This is a genomic window from Rheinheimera sp. MM224 (genome assembly GCF_947090785.1).
GTDB lineage: Bacteria > Pseudomonadota > Gammaproteobacteria > Enterobacterales > Alteromonadaceae > Pararheinheimera.
On sequence record NZ_OX352320.1, the window covers coordinates 2329552 to 2341838 of the forward strand.

Consider the following 12287-nt stretch of genomic DNA (forward strand, 5'->3'; position numbering starts at 1 on the left):
AGCTAAAGCTGCGCGGTGCTTTGAGTGTTATGTTTCAAAAGGAGATTTGTGAACTTGAATAGGACTCTATCCACAATAGGGGTACTTTGTACTGTATTCGTCTTTGCTTCTTGTGCTCCTGTTCCAAGAGATTTCTATAAGCCTGCTTATAAAGGGGGGAGTCTTGTTTCTAGAGGATGCGGAAGTTCTGGACCACAAGACACAGTTAAAATATTGCTAGAATCAGGAGTTGAAGTTCAGATAAGGGCGTCTAGTGGTGACAGTCATCCTGAATTAGCCAATTTTTATTTGGGTGCGAGTCTAACTGCGGCAGAAGGTGTGGAATTTCAACTGCTTACTGATTACATCATAGTAAAAGACAATAACTCTCCTAATCGCTGGAAATTAAAGGTTAATTACTTATCAACGAATAAAGAAAATTATCCAGGCTCTAAGAGCTTAATCATTGACAGGACATTTAATGGGCTTAGTCCTGAGCAGGTTGATAGAGTGAAAGAGTCCGATTCGGAATCAGGCTATATTAGCGTCCCTGTTTTATCAAAACTGAACGGGAAAACACATTCTTATGAGGTTGCTTTCGGTAGGAAACGATATTTCGATACAGGCATGTCGTTTTCAATACATACAAGTGAAATCAAATCAAGATTAGAAAGCTTCTCTATTTTCTACCCTGAGATTGTTATTAATGGTAAGAGGGTTGTCCTTGGAGAGGTTCGGTTTGATCGGGTTCAATACATAGGTATAGACCCGCTAAATTGTTGAAACATAACAAGCGCCATCAACAATGCGCCCGTTGGGCGCTCGATACTTCCCCCAATAAAGTAGACGCTCACCAAGGTTCGCGCACATGCGCTTGTAGTTAATGTCCGCTTCACGCTCCTTGCAGCCATAGCGTATTTCAAAGGGCAGGGCTTTTAATCGGTCAAACTCCAAATTTTAGATAAAAAAAACCGACTATTGAGTCGGTTGATTGTTGGTTGCGGGAGCCGAATTTGACCCTGCGACCTTCGCCACGGGGTTATAAAGAGGAGACCGACGAGCTACCAGTCTGCTCCATCTTTTCAAACCCTAAATTTTAGATACAAAAAAACCAGCATTAAGCTGGCTTTAAAGTTGGTTGCGGGAGCCGGATTTGAACCGACGACCTTCGGGTTATGAGCCCGACGAGCTACCAGGCTGCTCCATCCCGCGTCCGTATCTTAACACCGAGCAGTGTGTGTTAAGTAGGGTACTACATATACATTGCTTACTTAAGTTGGTTGCAGGAGCCGGATTTGAACCGACGACCTCCGCCACGGGGTTATAAAGAGGAGCCCGAGGGCTAAAACCACTTTAAAACACCAATTAAGATTTGGTTGCGGGAGCCGGATTTGAACCGACGACCTTCGGGTTATGAGCCCGACGAGCTACCAGGCTGCTCCATCCCGCGTCCGTATTGATAGTTGAGCAGTAACTATCAGGATTTAAAACAAACATTAGATTGGTTGCGGGAGCCGGATTTGAACCGACGACCTTCGGGTTATGAGCCCGACGAGCTACCAGGCTGCTCCATCCCGCGTCCGTGTTTGCGGGGCGCATAGTAGAGCTTTTGACATAGCAGCGCAAGGCTTAATATCAGTAAATATCAAAGAAGTGAACTGACTGCACAATTATTAAACGCATAGGTGTTTAAGCATACGATCTCAAAGGTTTTTCAGATAGAAACAGCGCAAATCTTTGTTTTTTAGCTGAAAAACATCCCAATGCTTTCGAAAGCGCTTCTGTTATAATGTGCGCCATTTTATTGCAGGGCAGATCATATGTTGGAATTCTGGGCCTTAACATCCAAAGGTGTTGAAGAGCTGTTGGCGGATGAGATCCGTCGTTATCAAGGCGAAATCATTAAATTAGGCATGGGCGTAGTGCGCTTTAAGGCTGAACTTAAAGACGCGTATCAGCTGTGCTTATGGTCGCGCTTAGCGACCCGTATTCTACGCCTGGAACAATCCATCGAAATTGATGCCAATTCAGATCTGTATCAGGTCGCCATGCGCATTAACTGGCCTTCTTTAATGCGGATGGAACAAAGTTTTGCTGTTGAGTGTGTCGGTAAACACCCGACCATAGACAATACCCAGTTTGGTGGTATGCGGGTAAAAGATGCCATAGTGGATCAGTTCCGCGAGCGTTACGACGAGCGTCCCAATGTTGATCGTATGGATCCGGATGTACGGTTTCAGGTGCGTTTAGAGCGTCAGCATTTCCATTTCTTTCAGGATTTCTCTGGCCCGTCACTGCATCAGCGTGGTTACCGTAAAGAGCAGGGCGAAGCACCATTAAAAGAGCATTTAGCTGCTGCGTTATTGTTACGCTCTGGCTGGAAGGCTGATCAGCCTTTATATGACCCATTTTGTGGTAGCGGTACTTTATTAATAGAAGCAGTGCTGATGGCACGTCAGTTAGCTCCAGGCTTAAAGCGTGAAAAGTTTGCTTTTGAAAGCTGGGGCGATCACCAACCAGAACTGTGGCAACAACTGCGTGCTGAAGCTTTAAGCTCACGTCAGGCTATTGCTGAAGGCGTTACTTTTGTTGGTAGCGACACCGATGAACGCACCTTACAAAAAGCCCGTCAGAACGCGGCTCGTGCTGGAGTTGCTGATTTTATTGAATTTATCACTCAAGATGCGACACAAATTCAGTCGGCGGTGTGCGAAGGCAAAGGCGTTATTATTACCAACCCGCCATACGGTGAGCGTTTAGGGGATTTGCCTCAGCTTATTCCTGTGTATGCAGAATTCTCTTTAGGTCTGAAAAAGCACTATCAGGGCTGGCGTTTAGCCATTATTACTTCAAGCCCGGATTTATTGCGGGCGCTGAAGTTATCAAAAGCTAAAAGCTATAAGTTCACTAACGGTCCTTTAGACTGTGAATTTACCATGTTTGATTTGACCGAACAGCAAGTACAGGTTAATGCCAACAGTCAAAGTGCAGCTTTGTTTTATGCGGAAAGTGAGTCTTTTGGTAATCGACTGAAGAAAAACGTCAAGCAGCTGGAGAAGTGGGCGAAACGCGAAAATATCAGTTGCTACCGTATGTATGACGCCGATATTCCGGAATACAACGTGGCGGTCGACTGGTATGACGGCGAAGTAGTGATCCATGAATACGCCGCACCTTCAAACGTTGATGAACAAATTGCGCAAAAACGTTTGTTTGACGTGGTGAACCTGGTGCCTAAAGTGCTGGGTATTAGCAGCGACAAGCTGGTATTAAAAGTTCGTGAAAAACAAAAAGGTAAAGATCAGTATCAGGCTTTGGCCAAAGCAGGTCAGTACAAAGAAGTCACAGAGTATGGCGCTAAGTTTTTAGTTAACCTGCGTGATTATTTAGATACCGGCTTGTTTTTAGATCACCGTGTCACCCGTTTAGCCATTCAGCAGCAAGCCAAAGGTAAAAAAGTACTGAATTTATTTGCCTACACAGGCACAGCTTCTGTGCATGCTGCCTTAGGTGGCGCGTTGTCTGTTACTACAGTAGATATGTCAAATACCTATCTGGACTGGGCAAAACGCAATTTCCTCATTAATGGACTGGATGGCAAAGCCTATCAGTTTGTGCAGGATAACTGTCTGGATTGGCTGAAGGGCTGTAAAAACCAGTTTGATTTAATCTTTGTTGACCCGCCAACCTTTTCGAACTCGAAACGAATGGAAGACACCTGGGATGTGCAACGCGATCACGTCAAGTTGTTGACCATGGTAGGGCGTTGTCTGGCGCCCAATGGCAAAGTAATTTTCTCCAATAATAAAAGACGCTTTAAAATCGACAAAGCAGAGCTGGAAGACGCAGGCTGGATCATCAAAGATATTTCAGCCCAAAGTTTGCCGGAAGATTTTAAACGTAATCCAAATATTCACGTTTGCTTTGAGCTGTTTAAACGCCTTGAAGAGTAAGTTTTGATGCAAATTAGGCTTTACAGCACCTGGGGTTGCCATTTGTGTGAACAGGCCGAGCAGCTTTTGCTGCAGGCAGGTGTCGCAGGTGCTGTTGAAATTATAGATATAGTGGACGAACCGGCTGCTTTTGAGCGCTATCGTGTGCATATTCCGGTGTTAAAAGTGAATGAACAGGAACTGTTCTGGCCCTTTGAACTTGAACAGATACAACAACTGCTGCGTCAGCAGTCGTCAGGATTATAAAGAGTGGAATTATTACGTTTTCAGCAAGCCAGCCTTGCTTTTGGTACACACCCCATTTTAGATAAAGTGGATTTTAGTTTATTTGCTGGTGAACGCGTCTGTTTGGTTGGTCGCAACGGTGCTGGTAAATCATCCTTCTTAAAAATATTGACCGGTCATCAAAATTTGGATGATGGCCAGGTGGTACGGCAGAATAATTTAATTATCAGCCGCCTAGAGCAAGACCCACCAGCTCGTGTTGATATTAAAGTAGCGGATTTTATTCGTGAAGGTGCGGGCGATTTAGCTGAAAAACTGCAGCGTTTTTATCATCTGGCCGATCATTTCTCTGATGCAACTGAAGCGGAACAACGAGAATTTGGTACCTTGCAGGCTGAACTCGATACCCGTCATGGCTGGCAGTTAGAAAGCCGTATTGAAGAGCTGTGTTTGCAGTTTGAAATGGATCCAAATACGACTTTGGCTTCCTTATCTGGTGGTTGGTTACGTAAAGCAGCTTTGGCAAAGGCTCTGGTATCACAGCCAACTGTTTTACTGCTGGATGAACCGACTAACCACTTGGATGTGGCGGCTATTCAATGGCTTGAGCAGTTCTTTATGAACTTCAAAGGCGCGATCATTTTTATCTCGCACGACAGGGCCTTTATCCGTGCCTTGGCCAGCCGTATTATCGATTTGGACCGTGGTGAATTAACCTCTCATCCTGGTAACTACGCCGAGTATCTGGAGCGTAAGCAAAAACTGCTGGAAGTTGAGCAGCAGCACAATGCACTCTTTGATAAAAAGCTGGCGGAAGAAGAAGTCTGGATCCGTCAGGGCATTAAAGCTCGTCGTACCCGTAACGAAGGCCGTGTTCGCGCCTTAAAAGAGCTGCGTAACGAACGCGCAGCCCGGGTTGAACAAATGGGCAAGGTTGAATTTGCCATTGAGCAATCACAAAAGTCCGGCAAGCTGGTGTTTGAGACTAAAGATATCAATGTCAGCTTTAAAGGCGAAACCGTCCTTAAAGACATAAACATTTTAGTGATGCGTGGTGATCGTATTGCTTTAGTAGGACCAAACGGTGTGGGTAAATCCACCTTAATCAAAACTCTGCTTGGCGAATACAATGCCGACAGTGGTGAGATTAAACGTGGCACTAACCTTGAGGTGGCTTATTTTGACCAGCACCGTATTCAATTAGATTTAAATGCCACAGTGCAGGATAACGTGGCTGATGGTAAGCAGGAAATTGTTCAAAACGGTCAAACCCGTCATGTACTGAGTTACCTGCAGGACTTCTTATTTGCACCAGCGCGCGCCAGAACACCGGTTCGGGCTTTATCTGGTGGTGAGAAAAACCGCTTATTACTGGCGCGTTTATTCGCCAAACCAAGCAATTTACTGATCCTCGATGAACCGACCAACGATCTGGATGTAGAGACGCTTGAACTGCTTGAAGATATTCTGCAGCAGTATCAAGGCACTGTGCTTTTGGTGAGCCACGACCGTGAATTCGTCAACAATACAGTGACAAGTTCGTTGTATTTTGCCGGTCAGGGCAAGGTGGTTGACATAGCCGGTGACTACGAAGATGTGGTCGCCTACCAAAAACGGCAGCAGAATAATGTAAAAGCTGTTGAAATAGTGCAAAAAAGTGTAAAACCTGTCGAAGAAAAGCCTGTTGAGCTTTCATCCACAAGCAGTAAGAAGTTATCATACAAAGAGAAACGAGAACTGGAACTGTTGCCCGCTTTAATCGAGACACTTGATGCAGAATTAAGTGCCTTGCAGCAGCAAGTGAATGATCCACAATTTTTCCGGCAAAATGCCGACTACACCCAAAAAGCGTTGAACCAATTGCATGAGGCAGAGTCGAAGCTCGCGCACGCCTATGAGCGTTGGGAACAATTAGAAGCATTAAATCAGCAGTAACAGGGGACCTGAATGAGATTATCGCCCGTAGTATTAGCCTTATTACCCGGCCTGGCCGCCAGTTCAGCATACGCCGCCGTTTATCAGGTTCAGGAGTTGCCGGAAGTCAGCACTGTTCGTTCTCAATTTGGCGCGGCCATGAATGACAACGGTGATGTAGTAGGTAACGGCAGTTTGATCTATAACTTTCCTGTCGATGTAAGCCGATTAGATTTCGAAGATACCACTTTAACTTCGGCGCTTTCTGCTGAAGCTATTGAGCAGATTAAATTAGGTAATGTTACTGCGTCCTCATTGTCGGTATTGGTAAGTTATCTGTCTGCCAAAGCAGCTGACTTTGAAATTCAGCGGTACAGTGATGTGCAGGCGTTAAATTTGTCGACTGGTGCGCAGATCAGGGTCAGAGAACAAGCTGCAGCTCCAACAAACAGGGAATATGTTTACGACATTAACAACAGCGGAAATGCAATTGCAGTAGCGACAACTCCTTTTACATTGCAAAGCTTTACTCCTGCAGCGACTGAAGATGTTCCATCTCCGGAAACAGTGGAACTGTGGGTTCCAGACTTGGGATATATAAAATCCTATGTAGTCAATGGAAACAGCGTCATCCCTCTACCTATTCCATTTGAAGAGCTGGGTGGCGGTTTTGCCAATGCCGCAAAGATCAGCGAAACGAACTATATAGCTGGTTCTGGTAGCGTATCTATGCCAGATACCATCAAAGAGTCTATCGAGAAAAACTGTATTGGTGAAAAGAGTCCGGTCAATTTGTGCTTCTACTCTGCTTCAGGCTCTGCTTATGTAGAAAGAGCTTTAGTTTGGAAGATGAACGAGTCAGCTCAAATTTCTGCGCCTGTTGAATATGGTTTCCTTGGGCCATTAATTGAAGATACAAATGATGCTGCCTATGTAAGCCGCGCTTTGTCTGTAAATGACACGGGTATAGCTGTAGGTCTATCTACCTATACTGACGCAGCACGTCAGGTTCGTCAGAACCATGCCACTATATTCGCTGAAGGTGAAGTTTCTGCTATTGTTGATCCGTTAGAGTGGGAAGTCAGCGCAGCAAGCGATATTAACAATGAAAATATCGTAGTGGGTCTTGCAAATAAGAGATTTAATGGTACTGCCCGTAATCGGATGTTTATTTTTGATTACAATACTAAAACAGTCACTTATCCAAATGGTTTCTTTAGTACCTCTAGCACAACACCGTCAGCGATTAACGAAAACAATATGATTGTTGGTGCAGCTGAAGTGGTGCCAGAAGATGGCACTACACGTCGTCAGGTTGCATTTTTATACAACATTGAAGACCAGAGTATGACGGACCTGAATACTTTGTTGCCATGTGGTGCAGATTTTAATTTGGTTGAAGCCAAAGATATCAACAACAACAACGAAATTATTGCCAATGCCATCTACTCTGTAGAGCAACGTGATGCGAAAGGCGACGTAGTGAAAGATAGTGCTGGCAATCCTGTGATGGAGAACGTGTCCAGAGCCGTAAAATTGATTCCAATACCAAATGGCACTATCGATAGCTGCAACGTTCCGGAGGATATTACTTATGAACGTAAAGGTGGATCTTTTGGCTGGTTCAGCATGATGTTGTTACCATTACTCCTGTTAAGACGTCGTCAGTCTTAATGGGCCGCTGACGTTCAGATAAAATAAAAAACCGCTTCGGCGGTTTTTTTATTGCCCTTTTTCCAGCTCAACTGCAACAAGCTAGCATCCTGGACAACATGAATGACTAAACCAGTGTAGATAGTTAAAAAAAATTAAATTATTTTGTCATCAAATCTTAAATAACTTCAGGTTCTTACTCAATGTCAATAGGGGTGGGGTAAGTTTATTAGTGGAACCTTTTGGGCATCTCTACTATCTATTAAAGTGCAACGTAAGTTGCTTGTTATTTATCAGATCGAGGAAGATTGCCTTATGAAAAGACAGAAAAGAGATCGTTTAGAACGTGCCCACGCTCAAGGTTATCGCGCCGCTGTCACAGGTCGCTCAAAAGAGATTTGTCCTTATCAGAATTTAGACACCAGATCGCAATGGCTCGGCGGGTACCGGGAAGCGATGGAAGACAAAGGGATTGGCCTTTTCGCCAGAGGTCAATAGTTCACGAATTCAGATAACAAGGCCCCGATAACCGGGGCCTTGTGCGTTTTAGGCGCTGAACAATTTCATTTATACCCAAAGTAATTGGAGTTGCAGAGAGGCGACAAGAGCGTGAGACCCCAGTCACATAGTAGTCCTATGTGACTGGGGCGATGCTCGCAGTCAACAAAGCTGCGGCTTCAAGTCCGAAGGGTATATTAGAAGCGGGCTTTGAGGCCTAACGTAAAAGAACGGCCAGGCAGAGGTGCGTCTTCTTTGATAAAGGAGCTGTGGACAAAACCCAATTCATCCGTCAGGTTGTTGGCTTTAGCAAAAGCAGTCAGGTCCAGATCATTTAAATTGAAGTAGTAGCTAAAACCTAAATCAAGGATCTGATAGGAACCAGTAGCACTCTCGCCAGCTGCAACCCGGTTTTGCTTCATATAGTGAGTCCAATCTATATTTGCTGACCAATCCTCTGCTGAATAGCTATACCCCGTTCCTACTTTAATAGGTGGGATACGAGGTAAATCACCGCCGTTATCAAGCTTTGCTCTTACTGAATCGATAAAAAACTCAAGTTCCTGTTCTGGTGTCAGCTGATAGGCCATAGCGAATTCGGCACCATATAAAGTGGCATCCTGCTGCTGATAATGGAAAATGGAGAATTCTTCGCCTTCATGCTCGTGAGCATGTTCTTCTTCATGATTTTCCTCATCGTGAGCTTCCAGGTCGGCCATGGTTAAGCCAGAATCCTTCATATAAAGATAGTTATGCACTTTGTTGTAGAACAGGTTGTAGGTGAAGGTAAAATCTCCTTCAAATTTGCGGAACGTCAGGTCGATGTTATTCGCAACTTCTTTTTTGAAGTCCGTTTCAGATTGGGTGATTTCTCCATCTTCATCCAGAGCGTAAGCCAGACCCAACTCATAGGTTTGAGTGGCAATGTGAGCGCCATTGGAATAAAGCTCAGCAGCACTTGGAGCACGTTCAGAGCGGCTTACTGACAGCGCCCAGTTGTAACCTGGTTGGAAATTCCAGACCAGACCTGCTGATACACTGGCTGCAGTAAAGTCATTTTTTACGTTTTCGGTATGATGCTCTTCTGCTTCGTCTTCATCATGGTGATGTTCAAATTCAATACCAGAGGCTTTGTAGTCGACCTGTTCGATACGGGCACCTAACTGGGCCGTAAATTCACCAAAACTACGTTCTTCCAGCACAAATAGGGCGTGAGAATCCGTTTTGGTATCAGGTGTAAAAGCTTCTTCACCTATGGCTTTATAATCACTTTGTTGCAGGTGGTAACCCACAACACCATGCCAGCCAGCGAAGGTTTCATGTTCAGCAGTGAAACGGCTTTCAAAACTGTCATTTTTGAAGGTAGTACCAATAGCCCCACCTTCAATTTCATGATGTTGGTAGCGGGTTAGGGCACTGCTAAATGATAAAGTCTCAATACCAGCCAAAGGTTTATACAACTCACCAGCTAGGCCGTATCTGTCTTGTTTTACACGGGCAAAGACACCGGCTTCCTCATGGCCTTCTTCTTCTTCATGCTCATCTTCTTCGTGTTCTTCATGATGATGGTGATGACCAGGAATGCCGTATTCACTGTCAATATGACCTATGGAGAAACCTAATAAACCTTTGTCAGTGATCCAGCTTAATCCGCCGTTGACGGCCGAGTTATCCAGCCATGAATTCGCTAGTTGATCAGAGCTTTCGCCTTCGTCATTGGTGAAATCAGGCACGTCGTAATTATTTGTTTTGCGTTTAAAGCCATCGAAATGCCAGGCTATTTGTTCCTGACCACCGTCATGAGCCAAAGCTGCGGTTTTTTCATCTGCGCCAGAACTGTAGCGGGTCTCAATTTGAGTGCTGGCAGGGCGTAACTGACGTGGCAGTCTGTTATCCACCACATTCACTACACCACCCACAGCTCCGCTGCCGTATAACAAGGTTGAGGGGCCACGCAACACTTCAATCTGCTCAGTGGTAATAGCATCAGCACTGATGGCGTGATCAGGGCCAATACGTGATACATCTGCTGAGTCTAAGCCATTACTTAAAATGCGTACCCGTGGGCCATCCAGGCCACGTAAAATAGGACTGGCGGCCACAGGGCCATAATAGTTGCTGTGCACACCAGGCATCGACTTTAAGGTTTCGCCTATAGTAGGTTCAGTTTTACGGCTAAGTTCTTCACCGGACAGCACTGTCACCGGGTTGGCCATTTCCAGATCGTAGTGGTGCAAGCCAGATGCTGCTACCACTATTCGTTCCAGACCACCGGCTTCAAGTTGTATGTTGATCTCGTTGTTTTGGGCGTCGGCTACCTTTACAAATTGGTCGCCATAACCTTTGGCGGAGATATGCAGTTCTGCATCTGCAGGGGCCTGAATAGTGAAGCGGCCGTTTTTATCCGCATAGACATACTGCTGACGACCATGTACGTGTACCCGGGCTTGTTCAATAGCTTTGCCATTATTATCCAAAACAAGACCATTGATAGTGGTGCTTTGTGCCAGTACTTGAGCTGAAAAGACTGAAGCGACCAGCACAGCCAGCGGAGAGAGTTGAAAAAGAGAAGGGCGCATCGTAAAACCTTTTTACTGTTAGTCAATTGATGTGATGTTATAACATTTTTGCGGATTAACGATTCGGACGCAAGCACTTTTGTGATGAAGTAACATTTTTTTGAGATTTCGCTTCGAAACCCTGATCCCTCATGTTTTAATATCGACAGAAGATATAACTAATAATCAAAAGGATAAGGCATGGAGTTCTGGCCTGAATTTATCTTAATCGCTTCCGTTCATTTAGTCGCTGTAGCAAGCCCTGGTCCGGATTTCGCCATCGTTTTACGTTATGCCGTGCGTTACGGTCGTAATGTGGCACTTGCAGCCAGTATTGGCATAGGTATGGCGATTTTTCTGCATGTGTGTTATTCGCTGCTTGGTTTAGGGTTGCTGATCAAAACCACGCCCTGGTTATTTACTTTGTTTAGCGTGCTGGCAGCAGCTTATTTGGCGCATATAGGCTGGCAGGCGATTCGTAGTGGTGCGCCAACAAATAAAGCACCAGAAGTAGCCGCAGAGCCTGTGACGGAGACTCCATCAATGCTCAAAGCCTTTACCTCAGGTTTTGTCACTAATGGTTTAAACCCAAAAGCGACCTTGTTTTTTCTATCACTTTTTGCCGTCATTATTTCGCCGGTTACACCACTTTCGTACAAAGTGATCTACGGCGTTTATATGGCATGCGCGACAGCGGCCTGGTTTGCTTTTTTATCTGTGATCCTAACCCGCGAAAAAGTAAGAGCTTTTTTGCTACGTAAAGGGTATTGGTTTGATCGTTTAATGGGCGCTGTATTACTGGCACTGGCTATGCATCTGATTTACGGTGCAATCCAATCTCAGCTACACTAAACAGAGGTTGTTGCCGATACCAATGAGGTGTCTGTATGCAAGTTGTCAGTAAAGTGATAAGACTGGATCTGAATTATGCGTCAGAGGTCAGCCATGTATACCAAAAACGCACCTGTTATATAGCTCCCTATAAAACAGAGCTGGCGGAGCATTTTGCCCGCCGCTTGCTGGCCTACTTGTCCTTTTTCGAATCTTCACCTCAATTGGCGAAAACAGAAGGAGCTGGCAAAACTCCTGATCTGTATGTCAGCGATGCGGCTGACCATATCAAACTCTGGTGTAATGTTGATTTACTCAGTGAGAAACATATGCAACGCGCCAGTCATCAGGCCGATCAGGTGGTGTTATTTCTGGATGAAACTGATCAGAAAAAAATAAAGAGCCAATACAAACAACATTTCAGAAATGTACAGTTTCATACCTTATCCCATCAACAGTTACTGGATTTTTGCAGCATGCTTAAAGGTCATATGCAGTTGGATCTGTGGCGGGAAGATGACAAGTTATTGATCACCGATGGTGAGCAAACTTTTGAGCTGGCGCTCGCAGTGCCATCAGAGCTGGAGTTCAGGCATTAAGCTTGCTGCAACTTGTCATTTCCTTTTCTGTAGTTATAATGGCGGCCCGTATTTTTGCCCCGGATTTACGGTCCGGC

The 12287-nt window shown here is 45.1% G+C and carries 9 protein-coding genes and 3 tRNA genes; 8 read left to right on the forward strand and 4 right to left on the reverse strand.

The annotated features are described in order from the left end of the window. The first annotated feature begins 48 nt into the window (after positions 1 to 48). Positions 49 to 762 carry a hypothetical protein gene (locus OM978_RS10980; RefSeq protein ID WP_264342188.1) on the forward strand — a complete coding sequence of 238 codons (714 nt, stop codon included), beginning with the start codon at positions 49 to 51 and terminating at the stop codon, positions 760 to 762. A 352-nt stretch (positions 763 to 1114) separates the two neighbouring features. On the opposite strand, the gene OM978_RS10985 is transcribed toward OM978_RS10980, so the two are convergent. The 3 genes from OM978_RS10985 to OM978_RS10995 form a co-directional block, all read right to left on the reverse strand. Then, a tRNA-Met gene (locus tag OM978_RS10985) sits at positions 1115 to 1191 on the reverse strand. A gap of 161 nt (positions 1192 to 1352) precedes the next feature. Beyond that, positions 1353 to 1429 (reverse strand) — tRNA-Met (locus tag OM978_RS10990). A 52-nt stretch (positions 1430 to 1481) separates the two neighbouring features. Then, positions 1482 to 1558, reverse strand: a tRNA-Met gene (locus OM978_RS10995). 241 nt (positions 1559 to 1799) lie between these two features. On the opposite strand from OM978_RS10995, the gene rlmKL reads away from it, so the two are divergent. From rlmKL to rmf, 5 genes are all read left to right on the forward strand, one after another. After that, positions 1800 to 3932, forward strand: coding sequence for a bifunctional 23S rRNA (guanine(2069)-N(7))-methyltransferase RlmK/23S rRNA (guanine(2445)-N(2))-methyltransferase RlmL (gene rlmKL / locus OM978_RS11000; RefSeq protein ID WP_264342190.1), 2133 nt, complete (start codon positions 1800 to 1802; stop codon positions 3930 to 3932). Positions 3933 to 3938: 6 nt separating this feature from the next. Beyond that, on the forward strand, positions 3939 to 4178 hold the full coding sequence (locus OM978_RS11005) for a glutaredoxin family protein (protein WP_233007116.1): 240 nt from the start codon (positions 3939 to 3941) through the stop codon (positions 4176 to 4178). Between the two features lie 3 nt (positions 4179 to 4181). Further along, positions 4182 to 6092, forward strand: coding sequence for an ATP-binding cassette domain-containing protein (locus OM978_RS11010; protein WP_264342192.1), 1911 nt, complete (start codon positions 4182 to 4184; stop codon positions 6090 to 6092). 12 nt (positions 6093 to 6104) lie between these two features. Next, positions 6105 to 7745 (forward strand): DUF3466 family protein, encoded by a 1641-nt coding sequence (locus OM978_RS11015; protein WP_264342193.1) that lies wholly within the window; start codon positions 6105 to 6107, stop codon positions 7743 to 7745. 294 nt (positions 7746 to 8039) lie between these two features. Continuing rightward, positions 8040 to 8222, forward strand: a complete 183-nt coding sequence (gene rmf / locus OM978_RS11020; RefSeq protein ID WP_046521510.1) for a ribosome modulation factor — start codon at positions 8040 to 8042, stop codon at positions 8220 to 8222. Positions 8223 to 8419: 197 nt separating this feature from the next. Here the strand turns inward: rmf and OM978_RS11025 are convergent, their stop codons facing one another. Next, entirely contained in the window at positions 8420 to 10801 is a 2382-nt protein-coding gene (locus tag OM978_RS11025; protein WP_264342196.1) for a TonB-dependent receptor, read from the reverse strand. A 180-nt stretch (positions 10802 to 10981) separates the two neighbouring features. Here OM978_RS11025 and OM978_RS11030 point away from each other — a divergent pair, with 180 nt between their 5' ends. After that, a complete protein-coding gene (locus OM978_RS11030) occupies positions 10982 to 11632 on the forward strand; it encodes a LysE family translocator (RefSeq protein WP_264342197.1) in 651 nt (216 codons plus the stop codon). A gap of 35 nt (positions 11633 to 11667) precedes the next feature. Beyond that, the gene (locus tag OM978_RS11035; RefSeq protein ID WP_264342199.1) at positions 11668 to 12210 is read left to right on the forward strand and encodes a YaeQ family protein; all 543 of its coding nucleotides are present in this window, start codon (positions 11668 to 11670) and stop codon (positions 12208 to 12210) included. Positions 12211 to 12287 lie beyond the last annotated feature (77 nt).